Below are 19,625 nucleotides of genomic sequence, written 5' to 3'. Positions count from 1 at the left end.
GTTTGCGAATTTAAGCAAAAAATCCCCTTGTAGAATTTTTATTCTTACAAGGGGTACTTTCTGTTCTTAAGTTTTTGGATTCTGCAAACCGGAAGTTGTCAAACAGAACATTCGTATAAGAACATTTCGCTCTGATTATTTTCAGCAACAACTTTATCATAGGACGAATATACTCTTATTTTTGTGAAACCTATGTCCCTTAGATATGATTCCATTTCACCTAATTCGTAAAGGTGAGTTTGAAAATTCATTTCTTCTTGTTGCAATAATTCCGTTCCATTGTATAACTCATAAATACTCGGAGAGAACTGGGTGTGCGTTTTCTCATCATAAAAGTTCTTTCCCTTAAGGACTAAATCAAATCCTTCTTTTGTTTTCACAGATATTAAAATATGATAGTCTGAATCGTCAGGGCATCTATTTGTCACTGTATCAACCGCAAAAACAAACTTACCATCTTTTTTTAGCAGACATTTCATCTTGTACAAAATTGCTCTGCACATCTCCATATCTGTAAATAAGGATACTGAACCAGAGGATATAAAAATATAGTTATATTTCTCTTCCGAATCATATTCCAGAATATCCCCTTGAACTACTTTGGCAACGGATGTCTTTTCTTTCAATTTTGCAAGCATCTCTGTAGACATATCCATACCACATATATTGAATCCTCTTTCTAAAAAAGGAATTAAGAATCTACCGCTTCCACATAAAGGTTCTAAAATGTTCATTCCCTTTTCAGCATAAGAAAGATAAAATGACAACTCGTCTAAAGGTGCGTCTTTGTGTAAAATCTCATACATTTCTGTACATAGGTTACCATAATAATTTTTAACCGGTTCCATATTCGTTACCTCGCAAATTCAGATTTGTTTAATACATTATTTTGACAAATGGGCAATCCCGCTATGGAACTGCCCATTCATTTTGTAAAATATACGATTTTTCCACCTCTGCACAAATCTACGCACCGTTTGATGTAGATTTGATGTAGAGATGTAAGACTTCTCGATTTTTCGTGTCCGCAAACCCGCATAAACACTGGGTTTTTAATCCTTGTTGTTAGGTAAGGATTTCATTGTCGGGAATAAAAGCACATCTCTTATAGATGAACTATCGGTTAAAAGCATAACAAGTCTGTCTAAACCAAGTCCCAGTCCACCGGTCGGCGGCATTCCATATTCAAGAGCAGTTATAAAATCTTCATCAACTTCCGCATTAGCTCCGGTTAATTTTTTTGCCTCAACCTGACGAACAAACCGCTCCCTTTGATCAATAGGATCATTAAGCTCTGAAAAGGCATTTCCCATTTCCCTTGCATAAATGAAGTATTCAAATCTTTCAGTAAAAGCCGGATCAGACGGCTTTCTCTTGGCGAGAGGAGAATTTTCAACCGGATAATCATAAATAATTGTAGGCTGTATTAGTTTTGGTTCAACAAACTCTTCGAAAAAGGCGATTAAAACGTGACCTTTAGTTGCTTTTTTTCCTTCCTCCACTTCAAGCCCGTTAAGTTCAGCGCATTTTCTTGCGTCCTCATCAGTATTCCATTCATTGTAATCTACGCCCGCATATTTTTTAACCGCTTCAATCATCGTCAGCTTTTCCCATGGAGCCTTAAGATTTATTTGTTCGCCCTGGTATTTTACCGTAGTACTTCCGCAAATCTTCAATGCAAGACTTTCGTACATATTTTCTATAAGCTCCATCATTCCCTTATAATCGGTGTAAGCCTGATACATTTCGATAGTAGTAAATTCAGGATTATGAGAGGTGTCCATACCTTCATTACGGAATATGCGTCCTACCTCGTAAACTCTGTCAAATCCGCCGACAATCAGCCTTTTTAAATAAAGCTCTGTTTCAATTCTAAGATACATATCAATATCAAGCGCGTTATGATGAGTTTTAAAGGGCCTTGCGGCAGCTCCTATTTCAAGAGTGTGCAAAACAGGTGTATCTACCTCTATATAACCCAGATTGTCAAGATAACTTCTGATTTCACGTAGGATCCTGCTTCTCTTTACAAAAGTTTCCTTAACGCCGGGATTTACAATAAGATCAACATATCGCTGCCTGTACCGTATATCCTGATCCTTTAAACCGTGCCATTTTTCAGGTAAGGGCAGAAGAGATTTTGAAAGAAGCTTAACCTTTAATGCGTGAACGGATATTTCTCCCTTGCGAGTTCTGAATACATACCCTTCTACTCCGATAATATCTCCGATGTCCCATTTCTTAAATTCGGCAAATTCATCTTTACCAATATCATTCATTCTGACATAAATCTGTATTCTGTCGGTATCGTCCCTTAAGTCGATGAAGTTTGCTTTTCCCATATCGCGCCAGCTCATTATGCGCCCTGCAATAGTAACGATTTTACCCTTTAGCTTATCTAACTCCTCAGCAAGTTTTTCGTCGTTTTCACCTGCAATAAGCTTCGCCTGCTCTTCATCATACTCATATTGCTTTTTCAAAGCAGAGTTTTTACCGGTTACTTCAAATTTTGTAATCTCATAAGGATTAGCATTTTTAGATTTAAGCTCGTCAAGTTTTTCTAGCCTGACCTTTTTCAATATATTTATATCCTGTTCTGAAATTTCTTCTGTTAAATTATTCTGATTTTCATTCATTGTCAAAATCCGCCTTTTTTACTTTGATATATCAATAACTTCAAATCTAATCTCGCCAACAGGAGCTTCAACTATAAATATGTCTCCTACCTTTTTTTTCATTGCGGCTTTTCCTATAGGCGAATCATCAGAAATTTTTCCTTCGTTGGCGTCTGCTTCTGTCGTACTTACGATCTGAAGGGTTTCTATATTTTCAGAGCTGATATTTTTAATTTTTATTATTGAACCAATACCGATCTCATCAATCGAAATATTATCGTCTTCAACAACCTCGGCATTTGAAATAGTTTCTTCTAAATGAGCAATTTGTGCTTCAAGTAAGGCCTGCTCATTTTTAGCCTCGTCATATTCGGCATTTTCAGACAAATCGCCGAATGATCTCGCTTCTTTCAGCTTTTGTGCGACTTCAGCACGTCTGACTGTCACAAGTCTCGTGTATTCCTCCTGAAGCTTTTCAAAGCCTTCTCTGGATATTTGCTTTTTTGCCATGTCTTTATAACTCCTTATCAAAAATCATTAATAAATGGACTATCTTATAATTATAGATTATTTTAACTGTTTTGTCAATGGATTCTAAACAAAATCCTACATACACATTATATGGGTTTGCAATAGCGGTGACAGAAGTATTCAGATTATTTTAGGAAGTTAATTATATAAATACAAGCTATAGGATTGAAAAATTGACATAATATACCAAATATATTTGAAAATTGAATTATCGTCCAATTTATATGATAGAATTTTATATTGCATCTTATAAATGGAGGTTATATTAATGGCATTTTACCAGAGATTGAAAGACTTAAAAGAGGATGCCGATTTAACTCAGGCAGAAATTTCTGAGATAATTGAAGTATCTGCTAATCATTATGGAAAGTATGAGCGCGGAGAAACCGATATACCGTTTTCAAAGGCAATCAAATTAGCAGATTATTATGACGTTTCACTGGATTACATAGCCGGAAGGACTAATAATAAAACATTTTGCAGAGAAATATCTTCATCATGCTTTACTGAAAAATTCAACCAGCTTAACGAAAAAAATAAGGCAAGAATAGACGAAAGAATGTCCCAAATGATTGAAACTCAAAAAAATAAACAGTCTGCTAAATAACGGTTCTGACGCTTGCAAAGTACGCAGTGAACGAGAGTGGATGGATCAAATTAATATATCGTATTTCAAAATTTTTTTAACATCTTATGCAGAGATAAATGAAAATACGACATGCTGTGTTATTAAAACCACTTTAAACTCTTTAATAGATGAATGGTTCAAAATGTCCAGATGTTATTATGGAAAACGTCATGATAATATGATATTTGAAATTTCGTTTTACGGAGCAAAGCTTTTAATCGAGTTTTGCTCCTTAAATATGCGGATAAATGATCGCTTCGGGAAGTTGTCCCATAAAAAACATGTTGGAGATGCTTGAAGAGGTGCAGAGACGGAAAGGTTAGTTTTTTTGCTGCTTATCTCTCCTTCATCTATTTTTCACTTTTCATTCACTGTTTTCTTTAGTGAAAATTTAGTACTGTGCTTTATGATAGAAGTGTACTAAATTACAGGAGGTTCCGTATGGACATTGAACTGTACAAAAAAATTAAGAAGCACAACTTCGCCTGCATAGAGGAACTGTCAAAAAGCTCACTGAAAAGAATATGGTTTATATGTTGGTTTACAACGCTTGACAGCAGTACTGCCGTACCTCTGCTGTTAAATTGCTGGATGAAAACGCTTAACAAAATAGCAAAAGGAAAATCACCACCTTCAGAGGATTTTGCCGCTTTATTTTCTGTTGAATTGCTGAATGACAGTGTAAAGGATATCGTTTCAGATGATACTTTCAGTAAGATAAAACAACCGGCAGTCAGTAAGAAATATCAAGCGCTTTCAGATCCTATAGCTAAGATTGATGATGAAATGAGAATTATCTGGATCGTAAATCGCTTTGGAAATCTTAACGCTGCCGAAATAGCAAATGCAACGGGTATTTCGAAAGAACTTGCAAAAGAGTTTATAAATAAAGCTTCCGATAAATATACAAACGAGGTAAAAAAATCCAATAACATATCAGGCGTAAAGTTGGTTGCGCTGCTGACAGAATTCACCTGTTCAGACGGAAAAGGCGTTGAAGCGATTGAAATTCCACAAATTATTTATAAATCTATACTCAGAAAATATATTGAATCGGCGCCGGCAAACGGCAGAAAGGAAAAAATCAGAATGCATGCAGAAAGAACGCAGAAACGCAGAAATGCAAAAATAAAAAAGACAATTATCACGATTAGTATAATCGCGATAATTCTGACTGTATTAATTATATTTATCCCTAAAATGCTAAAGGCCATAAAGGGCGATGATGTGGCAGCAACCGCAATTACCACATACAAAGCAGAAGAAATTACATACGGTGATGTGGATACTACAATCAGCGGAAGCGGTTCGCTCAGTCCTATAAGGAGTGAAACGATATCTGCGCCATATCCGGAATGTTATGAAGAAAAAACTGATGAAACCGTCGATATATCCAATAACGGGCAAATGTCGTCTAATACAATAGAACAAAAAGAAAATTTTAAAATAACCGAGCTGAACATTTCTGCCGGAGATGAGTTTACAGAGGGGGATGTATTGGCGGTTCTTAAAAATGAAGATGATGAAACTACCAAAATTAAAGCCGAATATAATGGTATAGTACTTGAGGTAGACGTTCAGGAGAAGGACGAGATTACATCCGGTGATTAAATTGCAATGCTTATGAGCAAGGACGGTTTCGAACTGAATATTTCTGTAGACGAGCTTGAAATTTCAGACGTAGAGCAAGGACAGGAAGTAACTGTAAATGTTGACGCCGTTTCCGAAGAATATACCGGTACTGTTTCTGCAGTTTCCTATAACGGCAGTAACGACAGCAGCAGCGTTTCTTATGATATTACAATACAGATTGATTATGCCGAAGGAATTTATCCTGCAATGAGTGCAAGCGCGGAAATTGTAATTGAAAGCAGCGGAGAAGGCTTGCTTATACCTGTTGAGGCAGTTCAGACAAGCGGTGACAACAGCTATGTATACCTTGCACCTAACGGCTCTGAAAGCGGAACGGAATACGACGAAGATGAAATCATACTATCAGACCTTGACACTGTAACGATAGAAACAGGAATGTCAGACGGAAGCTATATACTAATTGAAAGCGAAGAGTTATCTGAGGGTGATTTAATCATCGTTACAAAAGTAACTTCAACTCTTTCAGGTTCAGATTCAGCCAATGAAACCGGAGGCTTCGGCGGCATGCCGGGAAATCTTGATTTTGGTAATATTGACTTTGAAAACTTTGATCCGAACAATATGCCTCAAGGCGGCGGTATGCCCGATTTCGGCGGAATGCAGTGAGGTGAACGCGAATGATTCGTTTGAAAAATATCTGTAAATCTTACGATTTGGGAGAAGTTGAGGTTCCGGTACTCAAAAATATAAATCTTCACGTTAAGCCTCATGAATTTGTATCTATACTTGGACCGTCCGGCAGCGGAAAATCCACTCTTATGAATATTATTGGCTGTCTTGATATTCCGGACAGCGGCGATTATGTGGATGACTGTACTGAAAATGAACTCAGTGAAATCAGAGGCACAAAAATCGGATTTATATTTCAGCAGTTTAATCTGCTTTCAGATTTGACTGCATACGAAAATGTTGAAATGCCGCTTTTATATCATAAAATACCAAAAGCAGAACGGAAGGAACGCGTACTGAAAACACTGGCACAAGTAGGACTTTCTGACAGAATATATCATAAACCGTCGCAGCTTTCAGGAGGACAGCAGCAGAGGGTGGCTATAGCACGGGTACTTGCCAATCGGCCGTCTATTATTCTTGCAGATGAGCCTACCGGAAATCTGGATTCTGAATCAAGCAAAGAGATAATGGATATCATACAGAGCTTGTGGAAACAGGGAAATACAATCGTGCTGATTACTCATGACATTAATGTTGCAAACCAGGCGGCAAGAAAAGTGTATGTTCATGACGGAATGCTGACTGATGAAGCGAGGCGAAAATTATGACGTGGAAAATCATTAAGCTTTCTCTCAAATCGATATACAACAATAAACTGCGCTCTTTGCTTACAATGCTCGGAATTATTATAGGCGTGATGGCTGTAGTTATACTGGTTTCCATTACACAGGGAGCGGCAAGCGGTATTACGAACAGTATTTCAGATATGGGCTCCGATAAAATTACAGCACAGATTATTGATAAAGAAATAAGCCTTGCATTAGAGGAGCTGGAAGATCTTTCGGAAAACCGATTGATTGATACTGTGGCGCCTGTAATTTCAAGTAATCAAACCGCAAAGAAAAATTCTGAATCCGGCTCATATTCTGTTATAGGTGTGACGGAAAGTTACTTTGATGTTCAAGAGGCCGTTATTCAAAGAGGCAGATTAATTAAGCAATCGGATATTGAGTGGAACACAAACGTTGCCGTTATCGGTACGGATGTAGCGGCAGATTTATTCGGTACATGGGACGCGGCGGGAGGTACTATTACAATAAACGACAAATTATACAAAGTAGTCGGAGTGCTTGAAGAACAGGGAAGCAGTCTTGTCGGTTCGGATAATTCCAGTATTCTTATTCCGATTACTACCGCCGGAAAAATAACGGGCAGTAATACAATTTCAAGCTTTTATGTGAAATCTTCCGGCGCCGATACTGTTGAAAGGGCTGTAAACTATATTGAAAGCTATCTGTATAGTCTGACAAAAGATGAAGACGCATATTCAGTAAACAATCAATCGGAAGTTTTAGACGCTATGGATGATGTGAACAGTACAATGAGTCTGCTTCTCGGCGGCATAGCGGCAATATCTCTTGTAGTCGGCGGTATCGGTATCATGAACATTATGCTTGTTTCCGTAACAGAACGTACACGGGAAATCGGCATTCGTAAAGCAATAGGAGCTAAACGCAGGCATATCCTTACTCAGTTCCTATGCGAGGCATGCATACTTTCCGTATTAGGCGGTCTTATCGGTCTTGGACTATCCGTATTGATTGTCAGCGGATATAATTTCCTTACCGACAGCGCTGCGGACATAAACCGCGCTATTGCTTTTGCGGCTATTGCGTTCTGCGCTGTAATAGGCGTTGGATTTGGCAGCTATCCCGCTGCAAAGGCTTCAAAATTACAGCCGATTGACGCGCTTCATACGTCTTAATAATATCTAAAACAATTCAAGGCAACGTTACACTATTAATAAGTGCGGCGTTGTCTTGAATTTTCATAAAATTATGCTTTTTTCTTTAGCTTATCTTCAGGATAATATGATATTATAAATATAAAGGAGGCTGCCCTATGAGAATTTTAATTGCAGAGGACGATGCAAGACTGCTGAAATCACTATTGCATATTTTTAAAAAAAATCAGTTTATCGTTGACGGCGTATCAAACGGAAACGACGCTCTCGATTATGCACTCACCAATAATTATGACGGTCTTGTACTTGACGTTATGATGCCTGGACTTGACGGTGTTGAGGTTCTGAAGCTTCTCAGAAAACAGAATATCGATACGCCTGCAATGTTTCTGACTGCAAAGACAGAAGTATATCAGCGTGTTGAAGGACTTGATGCAGGCGCGGACGATTATCTCTCAAAGCCGTTTTCAACCTCGGAGCTGCTTGCAAGGGTACGGGCTATGCTGAGAAGAAAGAATAACTACGTTCCAAATATAATTAAGTTTAACGGTTTGAATCTGAATTGTTCAACATATGAGCTTTCGTGCAATGCACTAAATGTTATACTAAGCGGAAAAGAGCTCCAGATCATGGAAATGCTTATACAGCGTCCAAATTACATCATTTCGACAGAAAGTATCATATCCCATATATGGGGATGGGATACGAATTGCGATATAAGCGTTGTGTGGACGCACATTTCCAATCTTAGAAAAAAGATAAACAGTATAAAAGCTCCTGTTGAAATCAGATTTATCCGCGGCGCTGGATATATTCTGGAGGTTCAGACATGATATACAGTTTAAGACGTAAGTTTATACTGATATGCACCGCATCTTTTTTAACTGTATTGCTTATTATGATTGGAGTTATTTTCGCAAGTAATCGCATAAAACAGAATAACATGATAGATATGATGTGCGATATTATTTCGGAGAACGGCGGAGCGTTTCCCGAACAGCCCACACCGGAATTCAATAATATTGAGCATAGCCGGCCTATGCCCGATTTTATTGATCAGGAAACTCCGTTTTCAATCAGATATTTTATCGTTTATTATGATAAATCGGAACGGATCAGCAAGGTAGATACAACGTTTATTTCCAGTGTTTCAGAAGAAAATGCCAAACAATGGGCAGATATAGTTGTTGAAAAAAACAAAGAACGAGGCTGGTATAATGATTACCGTTATAAAATTTACGAAACTAACGGAAATCCCACCGTTGTCTTTATAAACGGCAGTATGTTTCGTTCTATGAATATTTCCTATATGTTGTCAACGGCAGGCACATTTGCGATCAGCGGATTAGCGGTAGTTGTGCTGATTATCATTCTGTCAAAATTCGCTGTCAGACCTGCTGCTGAAAGCTATGAAAAGCAGAAACAGTTTGTCACAGACGCTAATCACGAATTGAAAACGCCGCTTACGCTGATACTTACAAACGTAGATATTGCCGAATCAGAGCTTGGGAAGAACGAATGGCTTGACGATATCCGCTATGAGGGACAGCAAATGAGCGCGCTTGTAAATAAACTTGTCACCCTTTCACGAATGGACGAAGAAAAGCAAAATGAAGGCTTTGAAAGCTTTAATCTGAGCGAGGCGGTAAATGATGTATATTCTGAATTTTCTGAGTTGGCAAATTTGAAAGGCAAAAAAATATCATCTGAAATTATTGATAATGTGCTATATTACGGATGCGAATCCGAGGTACGTCAACTTGTGTCAATTCTACTTGATAATGCAATAAAGTATTGCGATGAATCCGGTGAGATCAGACTTGAACTTCATTATAAAAAACACCTTGTAATTACCGTCAGCAATACGTTTGATAATGTAAATAAAACAGATTTGGATAAACTGTTTGATCGCTTTTACCGCTCGGATAAAGCAAGGACCTCCGGATCGGGATTTGGAATAGGTTTATCAATAGCTCAGTCTATTGTTCATCGGCATCACGGAGATATTCGGGCAATAAGAAAAGATGACAATACGATTTGTTTTAGAATAAAATTATAATACATCTCCATTAGATTTTGAGGAACAAAGATTTTGTCCAGATCATCAGATATAAGTTTAGAATTAATTCTAAACTTGCAGGGTGGATAAAAATGAGCAATGGTGTTTAATATATTTACTTCAGATGAAAACGCCAACCATTCTTTATATGTTTCTGGAATGGATATGTTGTTTTCGTTTTCTCATTTAGTAATTTCTTCATCCGATTCCGGAGGTAAAAACCATGATGCCTTTTCTCCGTATTTCGGTGCAAGTTGTTCACACAAGCTTACAATTTCCTTTATTTCTTCTGTCAAGCTGTTATTGGGTATCTTTGGTACTTTCGTAAAACATCGTCTGATATTGTATAATTTTCTTCATCTGCAAACGTAATTGTTATATTCATTGAATCATAATTTTCATCGTATGCAGTCAAATAATAACTATTATAAATGCTGCTTGGTCTATCGGTTAACGCTATTTCAAATTCTTTTTTATACTTTTCTTTTAAATATTCCTCGACTATCTCTGTTACTTCATCATCATCCTTAGTTATTACATTTATACTTGATGTTTCAGCTTTTGCTTCTACCGAACGCAGACATATTCTCCGTCAGTATAATTACCTGTATATCTGTCTGATCTGCGGTTTCCTCTGTTTCCTTTGCCGCAGAAACAGCGCTTGAAGAATCAATCAAAACGGTGTCGCTTATTTCTGTGAGCAAATCTGAAGACATACTTTCGTCTGAATAGATATCCGAGAGAAGCTCGGCGTTTGACTGAATTATTTCTTCCTCCGGAATTATCTCAGTAAACTCAGCAGTTTCTGCATTTACAGTTCCGTACACGCCGCCTGCAAATTCACCGGAAGGCTGTTTTTCTTTTTGGAGGATATGGGTACCGTTATAACGGTAGGACTGTATTTGTTTCCGGTATCGTTCTGTATAACCAGAACGGGACGTATTCCGTCCTGCTCTGAACCTATTATCGGACTCAGATCCGCATAAAATATATCTCCCCGCTTAATCAGCATTTTTATCGCTTCCTCGTATAATAAATTTAAGGGTAATTTAAAGAGAACCCCTATGAAACCTCTTGTTTATCACACAGAAATGTGAGATAATAAATCTGTACAGTCAGAGGGCGCTGTTCGCTTCCTTGAAGCAAGGCTTCCTTTGAAAGAGTAGCGCCTCTGCTTTACGGACAGATGCGAATGAGCTGGATAGCATTTAAGTGCTGAATATCTAACGAGGTTGTATTTCCGTAAAATACAGAGGATAACCTTTGCTGTAACAAAATTTTACGAGGTGTATCACAATGTTTTATTGCGGAATTGACATCGCTAAATACAAGCACGAGGCTTCCGTCATCGACATAAACGGCAAAACTCTGCTTGACAGCATCCCCTTCTCCAACGACAAGCAAGGCTGTGGAAAAATCCTTGCTGTTTTTGAAAAATTTGAAATTGCTCCTGACGATGTTATCATCGGAATGGAAGCAACTGGTCACTACTGGCTTTCCGTATATGCTTTTTTCCTTGAGCTTGGATATACTGTCAAGGTTATCAACCCTATTCAGTCCGAAGCTTTCAGAAAAATGTATATTCGTCAGACCAAGAACGACTCTAAGGATTCATATATCATCGCTCAGATTATGCGTTTCGGAGAATATTCCGCAACCTCGCTTTCTGAGGAAAATATCATTGCATTAAGACAGCTTTCACGCTATCGTCTTGCACTTGTGGACGCCTGCGGCGACTGCAAAAGACGTGTAATTGCATTGCTTGACCAAGTATTCCCCGAGTATGACAAGCTGTTTTCAGATACATTCGGAAGCTCATCAACCGAGTTGCTTCTGAACTGCCCAACACCTGAAGATATGCTTGCAATTTCCACAAGAAAGCTTACCAACATTTTGAACAAAGCAAGTCACGGTAAATTTGGCAAAGAGAAGGCTGAAGAACTCAAAGCTGCTGCTAAAAACACCTTTGGTATCGCCTTTGCAAAAGACGCTTTTTCTTTTCAGATCAAGCAGCTTATGCAGCAGGTTGTTTTCCTTGAAAATCAGCTTTCTGAGCTTGAAGAACAGATTTCAAATCTTCTTCACGAAACCAATCAATACATAACCACTATCACCGGTATCGGTGATGTTCTTGGTGCAATCATCGTCAGTGAGATCGGCGATATCAACCGCTTTGAACGTCCTAATCAGCTTGTTGCCTTTGCAGGACTTGACGTTACCGTTAAACAATCGGGAGAGTTTTCAGGAACTAAAAACAAAATCTCCAAGCGTGGTTCACCTTATCTGCGCAGAGCTATCTGGCTTGCCGCACAGCGTGCCGCTTTCTGCGACCCCGTTTTATCTGAATATTATCAATCTCTCAGAGCCAGAGGCAAGCACCATCTCACTGCTGTCGGAGGTGTTGCTCGCAAGCTTTGTAATATTATTTTTGTTATTCTCAAAGAGAACAGACCTTATTTGCCAACCCCTACGAAAAATCCTAAAAATTTATCTTGATTTTTTCATTTTGGGTATTGACTTTTTATAGCTGGTCTTTCCTTATGCATTTGGCAAACGGACAGTACAGAACGTCGGTATCCCTGCTGTACTATACGCAGCCCTTGCATTTATGATTATCCGGTAATCTGACGCAGGGAACGTTCAGCGAAATACCTGATCCGTCGCCGGCCACAGGCTGCCAGCCGTATTCCTCCCTGCGTCTTTTATCCTTAGAAACATTATTCATTAGAAACATTATTCATTTAATCAGCTCTTTCTGTCGTTTATATCCGATTTCCTTTATGGAATAAACATGATTATGGCGCGGACAAGCTTTTATCGTTTTGCCTTCGTCTGATTCGTTGCATCAGACGATTTATCACGAAATTTATCCAATACCGGAAACGATCGACAGCTTATCGATCTCATGGAAATCTCATCCCTCTGTGGTTCTCATAGAGCCGCCCTCATTGCCTGATTCTCCGGTCAAGGGGGCCCGAAATATGCCGCTGGCATATTTTGCTAAATAGAAGTTCATTATCATCCAGGAGGCTTTTTTCCACCTCTACTTATAAGGGAGTGGGAGGGGCGTTTTAAGACCCCTATTTTAAAAACGAAAGTATAAGGATATCTGGCGACAAAGCACTGCCACTTAAAAATGAGCATAAAAAAACTCCGTTCTGCCTTTAAAGCACAACAGAGTTTGAGCTAAACACGCCTTAAAAGCTTGTTTACTCTTTGGTTTTATTGGTTGCTTTTGCTAATATTTAATTATACCACTAAGTTGTCTATATTTTTATATTAATGCCGAAATATGTGCTTAAATGGTATAAATAATTCATCTGACATTAATATAGCCTTTTAGAAATACGTTTCCGCGCAGTTTGGATATTAACTCTTATTTATTGTTATTAAGCAGAGTAAAACAATTAATAAATTCACAGACAAAAAAAGCGGAACGCTTTTACACGTTCCGTTTTAAATTACTATACACTTCTCTTTGTATTTATATATATTCCTTTTTCTTATTAGCTTTCCCGTTTCATGGTGACAAGGGGGGTGTGTCAAAAAAATAAAGGAAAATGCCATGTTAGGTATTTATATTTTCAATTTACAGCTTTTAAAGTAATCACTTTCATTAGTTTAACTAGTTATTGCGTTTTTTTCTTACCAAGTAAAAAATAAAAACAGATGCTCCAATTATTACACATGATGACAAGCCAATAATCCACAGCCAAAAGTATCCAACATAAACATTGCTTATTTCCTGAATATTATTTATATTTCCTGCGACGTCCTCCAGCTTAATTCCTACATTATGCCAACCCTTTTCAAGTGTAAACGTAAGACTTTTATCTTGACTTGAATAATTAAAGTCAATTTCCATGCCATTATCATATACCTTGCATTTTGTTTCGTCAAGCAGTTCATTTATATTCAATACGGAAATTGTACGCTGATCTTCACCAAAATACCAATGCCATGATTCAAATTCATCCGGTAATTCACAGGAAGGCGCGATATTATCAATATGCATTTTGCCTAAATCTATTCTTCGACCTTCATTTTTTACTGATAAATACAGTTCTATATCTGTGTCGTTCTGAAAATTATCTTTGAAATAATCTGATTTTAACGTATACCTGTTTACGCTTATACCATATAACTGATCTTCCGTTTCAGCCTGTAGATTGGTATTTTTTTCTTCGCCATTATAATCTCTCAAAACAATATCCGTATTTGTATTGCTTTTAGCAATAACAATAATTTCTATATCGCTGAAATTATCGGGTTTCATACTAATAGGATCACCGTTTTCATATTGGAATGAATACCATCCTGTTTTTGCAGTTAAATTACTGTTTGGAATGTAAGCCAGAACATCATTATTTACAATTCTCATATATGTATTTGAATTTAATACGCTTTCGTTTCCTGCCTTATCTACAGCCGTTAATTCTACCGAATAAACTCCGTCCTTATTAAAATCAGGTAGTGTGAATAAGCTTTTGCCGATAGTTCCTGACTTATTCTTATCTTCATCCATATAAACGTTAACTGGCCTTACATCTGCTAATTCTTTTCCGTTTATATATTCCGGAGTATATTCCGTAATAATATATTTTATATGATCGAAATTCAAATCTGTAAACTCAACTGTCGGAGTCGATTCATCCTTTCTTTCGTAGGTATATACATCCAAAAATTCGATATCATTATCTTTTGTAACACTGTTTCCGTTTTTAAAAGCGACAACTGGTATGGTCGTGTCAATTTCAAATATCTCCGATATTCTGAATTCTGAACGATTTCCTGAAGGGTCTGAAGGGAATATTTCAATCATATATACTGCATCGACATCAAACGTAATTGATAAAGTATGTTTATCATCTTCGCTGATCCAATCCGCCATACTAACCATCGAATAAGTAACATCTTCAAAACCGTTTTCATTGTGTATGCTGCCGGCCTCTTTTCTTGTAATTTTAAGCCCCATTAAATTAGGATCAAAATTATGTTCTATAATCTTTATTACAGCGGTTCTTTTCGTATTCAAATAATTTCCGGTATCTTCATTTATAAACTCGCTGAAATTTTCTTCAATAGCCGGGGGCGTTTCATCAACAAAAAATCTCCTGATTTTCTCATAATCCATATTTATTTCTGCCGAATTACCGCCCAAATCAGTTCCTCTGATATCAAACGTATAGTCGCCCTCTGAAAACGCTATAACCGCCTTATGCTCTGTCAAAGACAAACTTTCAAAATAAAGATTGGGTATTCTGCCGTTATATGTATTTTCTATAACTGTCTTTATTAGATTTTCGTCAAAATTTCTTTCTATAACAGTTATAGTGATAAAAGCCTTTTTTTCAGAATTATAATAATTTGTATTATTAATTCCGCTGCTGATTTCGGCATTTATAATAGGAGCCGTTTTATCTATAGTAAACATATCACATTGAACGCCCGCATTTACATTACCCGAATTATCAATTGAATCAAATGACAGTATTATATCATTATCATCACTGCTGAATGTGAATGTCTTAGTAACCTCGGTAACAAGATTTTCATCTACCTTTGAAACTATCCAGCCTTCTCCTATATCATCGCCAACAGAATATCTATTATCGCCTATAATAACTGATACTCTGTCAAAACTATTTTTTTCAGAACTTTGCGAGTATCCGATTTCCTTTATACCTGACTTTTCGTCTGATACGGTAACTGTAAAAGTAACATCAGACGTATAGAGCATATGACTCATCGCATCTCGACGGCTGGTTTTGTCCATACCTACTATATTTATTTCCGGCGGGACGTTATCTGAAACAAAAGCCTTAGGCGTTTCCTCGTCAGAATAATTTCCGACTTTATCATAAGCCCTGACGAATATCTGCCCTTTAAATCCAGCCGGAATTTCCAAAGCTGCCACGCCGTCCGAAATTATCTTATATCCGATATCTTCATTTTTTATTTTTCCATTCTCATACGATACTAAGCGATATTCAATTTTATTAAGTCCGGAAGAAGGCAAAACATCTGAAATATATATATTTGCTATAAAATCTTTTTTAAAATAAAAACCATATTCCAGATATTCTATATATTCGTTGGTTTGACTAATGCTGTCCGACGCATGAGGAACAAATTCAAACTTCTCGATAACAGGGTTGCTTTTATCGATATAATAGGTATGAGCCTGTGAATTTACGTTTCCTGCATTATCTGTAACTTCAATATATATAGTGTATTTACCATCTTCAGATTCTCCGGCTATAGAGGTTAAATAGTCTGTATCAAAGGTATAAACATATTTAGAATTATCTCTATTTCCAGCCGACATAGTATCGGATATTTTAGGAATAATAAAATTGTTTTTATCTTCTGTTATATCAATTCCGTTAACATTTATATTTACGTTGCGTATACCCGAATCCTCATCCTGGACATATGCAGCAATTGTTTTATTAGTATTGTACCATACCTGACCGTCTGTTCTTTTAATACCGTCGCCTTTAGGTTTACTTATATTTACATAAGGTTTGTTTGTTTCTATCATTGCGAAAACGTTATTTGAAACGCCTTTTCCCTGTTCTGTATTTTCAAGGTTAGGACAATTAGGACTTGTTTTTCCATATCTATCATAAGCGGTAACTATAATATCGCTCTGAAAAACTTCTGTTCCAGCCGGAATTTCAATAGAATAAATACCGTTGCCCTCGTTGTGCATAATTATCGGCTTATTCAAACCGTCGTACTCAACAGTTACAAAATCTATTCCGCTGTCAAACTCCGGATCGGAAACATAAGCCTTAAAAATTAGAGTATCGTTTGAAAATACGCCAAAAGGAAGAACGTTTAATACTTTTTCAATTACATTGTTTTTTTTCTCAACTGTAAATCTGTCAATCGATGGTTGGTAACAGTCGATGTAAACGGTAAGAGGCTTTAAATTAAACGTATTTTGAGCAACGTCAATTAATGAACCCGATATCTGATATTTATGTTCGTCGTTATAAATCAGATCATTTGTGTTTACTTTAACATAATAACCGTTTTTGTCTTTTATAATCTGATCGCCTTTAAAGATGAATTCCTTATTATTTATGTAAATTATAACTTCATCAAGACCGGAAAGATCTTGATCAGCGTTTACACGAACTGTAATTATATCATTTTTATCAAACCAAAGCTCTCCATTAATTACTTTACCATCAGGACCTTCAATTGAAATATTTCCATTAGGTTTTTCTTTATCAACGTATATAAATTGTTCATAAATTTTTTCATTACCCGCATTATCCGTAACTTCAATTATATAGTGATGTTCTCCATTATCCAGCTCTGACGATTTTACTGAAAAATTGTATTCGGTTTTTATTTCTTCTAAATTATCAAATGTATTATCAACTAGATTCTTACCAGACTCCGAAATTACAACCTTGCAAATTCCGCTGTAAAAATCATTTACAGAAATAATAAAATTACCGTTGTATTTTTCGCATGATATTTCGCTGTCATTTTCATTATACCAAATGTTCCCATCGGAATTTAATTGCAAATCGTTAAAATCTGAAACCTTCACTTCATTATTCAATGTGTTCTTAACGATAAAGTCTACATTAGGCGCGTCGTTTTCAATGATAAGCAGATTTGAATCTAACCCCATTTTATCGTTTACATTTATACAAGATTCCATACCGTTTTTGTCTGTAAGCTTTATAACCATATTTTCTATCTTTGTATTCAAAGGAAGTTCAAATATGTATTGACCATTCATTTCATACTGCTCATAATTTTTACAGCTATAACCGTCGTATAACTTAACAGATTCAATTCCGGATTTATACTTTGTTTCAGATACGTCCTCAGCGTCAACAACAAGTTCAATTTCTTCTTTAGCAAAATTTCCGTTTTCGGTTATATTCATAAATTCAGATAAATCCGTATCGTCCTGACTTCCTACGCTTTTACGGAAATAAATGTCGTTTATAATGGGAGGCTCTGTATCGCGTCCATTCTCACTGTTTTTTATAGTAACGATTGATATATTTCCGGCGTTATCGGTAATTTTTAAATACAGGCTATATAAATCAACATAGTCATCATTAAAATTGCCATAAGCTGTGTTTATATTAAAATTAACATTTCTTACTGGATTTTCGTTGCCTTTGATGTCAAATTCGTAAATAGTATATCCATCTTCCTTGTCATCGTTCCATTGATACTCAATTTTATTTATACCGGAATCGGCGTCATATATTTCTCCTTTAACTTCTACATAACGTTCGTTATTGTTATAGTAAATACTCATGTTTTCATCAACTGACGGTTTTATCTTATCAAAAATAATACGATTTTGATTATATTGAGCAGTATTACTGTACTCATCTGTCAGTATAAGCTGTTTCTCATTTTCCAAACCGGATTCATTAAGTGAATGTGCGGTTAAATAGCAATCATCGGCTTCTTTATCGGTCAAATTTATTATGAATTCAGCAGAATAATACCATATTCCGTCTTCGCCAAGCGTGCCTTCCGCTTCTTTTTCTTCTTCAAATCCATTATTATTCAGAGATATAGATGTTCTCTGATCAATTTCCGTACCATTTGCCGTAATTTCTACAGCCACACTGCCGCTGCTTACCCATCCAAATGAAAACGGATTTAAATTGTCCTCTGAACTTAACGGCTTTATTTGCGATCTTATAATTTCAGGTATATCGCAGCTACAATAATACTCGTATTTCATTTCTTTGCTTACAGCATTTATAGCCGGAGAAGATGCGTCAATATTTTTTAGGTAATATGTAATTTCATTAGGAACATTATTATGTGTTGCATATAAGTCCACGTCAATAGAATCACTGAAACTGATACCGTCGCTGCTTATTAAAAAACCTTCCGGTGAATGAAGAACCGCTTTATTAGTATAGTATATATTGCTTTCATTATCAGGAATAGCCGTAATTTCAGGATCATATTCCTTGATTTCGAATTTGATATTGTCTGCAATTGAAGCTATATAATTCTTATTATCCGAATCACAAGTATAGTTATATTTTCCGATTCCGGCTAAACCGTTCTGTAAATCAACTTTTACAGTAAATTTTACAGAATCCTCTGCAATTATGTTTGTTTGATCAATACTATATTCGATCTCGGGTATATTTTGCCCGTTGAATATAGAATTCGCTTCAGGCGTAACTGTTATTATTTTAGGCGTTATATATGCATATTTTTCAATGCTGTTTATATTATTTATAATTTTATATTTACTTTTATCCGCGCCTTCCAACCGAATATTATTAATAGTTACTTTAATAGGACCTTCAGAAGCGTTCTTGTTAGCAAATTCAGCTGAAGCGGCAAAGTAAACCTCGTCTTCCGGATTCTTATTATTAATTTCTACGTCAGAAAAATCGACTTCGGCTGTTACAGTACCGTCGTACTGCTTATTTATAACTTTTATTTTTTCTGTAAAATCGTCGTCTAGAGATACTTCGATTAAGTTAATTTCCTCGGCTATAGCAGTTAATATTGAAAGGGGAAAACTATTTACAGTAAATAAAATTATCATAAATACAGCCATAATTCTTTTTTTCATTTTAAACACTCCGTTCTGTTTATATTCAATATGTTTCAGCTGAAAAAAAGCCGAATGTTTTTATGCAGTTAATTATAATCACCATTAAATCAATGCTTATTATTTAAAACCTCCGTACAGATAGCTTTTAA

The 19,625-nt window shown here is 36.4% G+C and carries 14 protein-coding genes and 1 pseudogene; 8 read left to right on the top strand and 7 right to left on the bottom strand.

Translation table 11 applies throughout. The annotated features are described in order from the left end of the window. Positions 1-98 precede the first annotated feature (98 nt). The 3 genes from ACYQ0N_RS10880 to greA all read right to left on the bottom strand — a co-directional run bounded on the left by ACYQ0N_RS10880 (position 99) and on the right by greA (position 3,125). Positions 99-848: a class I SAM-dependent methyltransferase gene (locus tag ACYQ0N_RS10880; protein ID WP_460162685.1), complete on the bottom strand. Its 750-nt coding sequence runs from the start codon at positions 846-848 to the stop codon at positions 99-101. 204 nt (positions 849-1,052) lie between these two features. Continuing rightward, complete coding sequence (lysS, locus tag ACYQ0N_RS10875) at positions 1,053-2,636, bottom strand: lysine--tRNA ligase (protein WP_177533572.1); 1,584 nt, start codon at positions 2,634-2,636, stop codon at positions 1,053-1,055. A gap of 18 nt (positions 2,637-2,654) precedes the next feature. Then, positions 2,655-3,125 (bottom strand): transcription elongation factor GreA, encoded by a 471-nt coding sequence (gene greA / locus ACYQ0N_RS10870; RefSeq protein ID WP_177533573.1) that lies wholly within the window; start codon positions 3,123-3,125, stop codon positions 2,655-2,657. A gap of 289 nt (positions 3,126-3,414) precedes the next feature. Between greA and ACYQ0N_RS10865 the strand changes: the two genes are divergently transcribed. The 7 genes from ACYQ0N_RS10865 to ACYQ0N_RS10835 all read left to right on the top strand — a co-directional run bounded on the left by ACYQ0N_RS10865 (position 3,415) and on the right by ACYQ0N_RS10835 (position 9,902). Further along, positions 3,415-3,753, top strand: coding sequence for a helix-turn-helix domain-containing protein (locus ACYQ0N_RS10865; protein ID WP_177533574.1), 339 nt, complete (start codon positions 3,415-3,417; stop codon positions 3,751-3,753). Positions 3,754-4,215: 462 nt separating this feature from the next. Then, positions 4,216-5,385: a biotin/lipoyl attachment domain-containing protein gene (locus ACYQ0N_RS10860; RefSeq protein ID WP_460162684.1), complete on the top strand. Its 1,170-nt coding sequence runs from the start codon at positions 4,216-4,218 to the stop codon at positions 5,383-5,385. 6 nt (positions 5,386-5,391) lie between these two features. Continuing rightward, entirely contained in the window at positions 5,392-6,033 is a 642-nt protein-coding gene (locus tag ACYQ0N_RS10855) for an efflux RND transporter periplasmic adaptor subunit (protein ID WP_460162683.1), read from the top strand. Positions 6,034-6,044: 11 nt separating this feature from the next. Further along, positions 6,045-6,707 carry an ABC transporter ATP-binding protein gene (locus ACYQ0N_RS10850; RefSeq protein ID WP_460162682.1) on the top strand — a complete coding sequence of 221 codons (663 nt, stop codon included), beginning with the start codon at positions 6,045-6,047 and terminating at the stop codon, positions 6,705-6,707. Next, the gene (locus tag ACYQ0N_RS10845) at positions 6,704-7,864 is read left to right on the top strand and encodes an ABC transporter permease (protein WP_177533577.1); all 1,161 of its coding nucleotides are present in this window, start codon (positions 6,704-6,706) and stop codon (positions 7,862-7,864) included. Before ACYQ0N_RS10850 ends, ACYQ0N_RS10845 begins: the two co-directional genes overlap by 4 nt. Positions 7,865-8,001: 137 nt before the next feature. Beyond that, on the top strand, positions 8,002-8,676 hold the full coding sequence (locus tag ACYQ0N_RS10840; protein WP_177533578.1) for a response regulator transcription factor: 675 nt from the start codon (positions 8,002-8,004) through the stop codon (positions 8,674-8,676). Beyond that, on the top strand, positions 8,673-9,902 hold the full coding sequence (locus ACYQ0N_RS10835; RefSeq protein ID WP_460162681.1) for a sensor histidine kinase: 1,230 nt from the start codon (positions 8,673-8,675) through the stop codon (positions 9,900-9,902). The genes ACYQ0N_RS10840 and ACYQ0N_RS10835 overlap by 4 nt, the downstream gene beginning before the upstream one ends. Before the next feature lie 554 nt (positions 9,903-10,456). Here ACYQ0N_RS10835 and ACYQ0N_RS10830 read toward each other — a convergent pair. After that, positions 10,457-10,729 carry a hypothetical protein gene (locus ACYQ0N_RS10830; RefSeq protein ID WP_460162680.1) on the bottom strand — a complete coding sequence of 91 codons (273 nt, stop codon included), beginning with the start codon at positions 10,727-10,729 and terminating at the stop codon, positions 10,457-10,459. Further along, positions 10,720-10,914 (bottom strand): annotated as a pseudogene (locus tag ACYQ0N_RS10825) (type II toxin-antitoxin system PemK/MazF family toxin); the annotation flags it as partial. The gene ACYQ0N_RS10830 and the pseudogene ACYQ0N_RS10825, both read right to left, overlap by 10 nt. 284 nt (positions 10,915-11,198) lie before the next feature. Here ACYQ0N_RS10825 and ACYQ0N_RS10820 point away from each other — a divergent pair. After that, a complete protein-coding gene (locus ACYQ0N_RS10820; RefSeq protein WP_460162679.1) occupies positions 11,199-12,398 on the top strand; it encodes an IS110 family RNA-guided transposase in 1,200 nt (399 codons plus the stop codon). Between the two features lie 91 nt (positions 12,399-12,489). On the opposite strand, the gene ACYQ0N_RS10815 is transcribed toward ACYQ0N_RS10820, so the two are convergent. Beyond that, positions 12,490-12,627, bottom strand: a complete 138-nt coding sequence (locus ACYQ0N_RS10815) for a hypothetical protein (RefSeq protein WP_177531628.1) — start codon at positions 12,625-12,627, stop codon at positions 12,490-12,492. A gap of 900 nt (positions 12,628-13,527) precedes the next feature. After that, entirely contained in the window at positions 13,528-19,494 is a 5,967-nt protein-coding gene (locus tag ACYQ0N_RS10810; protein ID WP_460162678.1) for an Ig-like domain repeat protein, read from the bottom strand. Positions 19,495-19,625 lie beyond the last annotated feature (131 nt).

It is taken from the genome of Ruminococcus sporogenes, from assembly GCF_054655175.1.
The sequence above is the reverse complement of the archived record's forward strand: the minus strand, read 5'-3'. Positions and strand labels throughout refer to the sequence as shown.

Excerpts from the sequence above, each read along its gene's own strand:
- ACYQ0N_RS10835 (WP_460162681.1), top strand. The coding sequence starts at position 8,673 with ATGATATACAGTTTAAGACGTAAGTTTATACTGATATGCACCGCATCT.
- lysS (WP_177533572.1), bottom strand. The coding sequence starts at position 2,636 with ATGAATGAAAATCAGAATAATTTAACAGAAGAAATTTCAGAACAGGAT.
- ACYQ0N_RS10810 (WP_460162678.1), bottom strand. The coding sequence starts at position 19,494 with ATGAAAAAAAGAATTATGGCTGTATTTATGATAATTTTATTTACTGTA.
- greA (WP_177533573.1), bottom strand. The coding sequence starts at position 3,125 with ATGGCAAAAAAGCAAATATCCAGAGAAGGCTTTGAAAAGCTTCAGGAG.
- ACYQ0N_RS10850 (WP_460162682.1), top strand. The coding sequence starts at position 6,045 with ATGATTCGTTTGAAAAATATCTGTAAATCTTACGATTTGGGAGAAGTT.
- ACYQ0N_RS10820 (WP_460162679.1), top strand. The coding sequence starts at position 11,199 with ATGTTTTATTGCGGAATTGACATCGCTAAATACAAGCACGAGGCTTCC.
- ACYQ0N_RS10880 (WP_460162685.1), bottom strand. The coding sequence starts at position 848 with ATGGAACCGGTTAAAAATTATTATGGTAACCTATGTACAGAAATGTAT.
- ACYQ0N_RS10815 (WP_177531628.1), bottom strand. The coding sequence starts at position 12,627 with ATGAATAATGTTTCTAAGGATAAAAGACGCAGGGAGGAATACGGCTGG.
- ACYQ0N_RS10840 (WP_177533578.1), top strand. The coding sequence starts at position 8,002 with ATGAGAATTTTAATTGCAGAGGACGATGCAAGACTGCTGAAATCACTA.
- ACYQ0N_RS10845 (WP_177533577.1), top strand. The coding sequence starts at position 6,704 with ATGACGTGGAAAATCATTAAGCTTTCTCTCAAATCGATATACAACAAT.
- ACYQ0N_RS10860 (WP_460162684.1), top strand. The coding sequence starts at position 4,216 with ATGGACATTGAACTGTACAAAAAAATTAAGAAGCACAACTTCGCCTGC.
- ACYQ0N_RS10855 (WP_460162683.1), top strand. The coding sequence starts at position 5,392 with ATGCTTATGAGCAAGGACGGTTTCGAACTGAATATTTCTGTAGACGAG.
- ACYQ0N_RS10865 (WP_177533574.1), top strand. The coding sequence starts at position 3,415 with ATGGCATTTTACCAGAGATTGAAAGACTTAAAAGAGGATGCCGATTTA.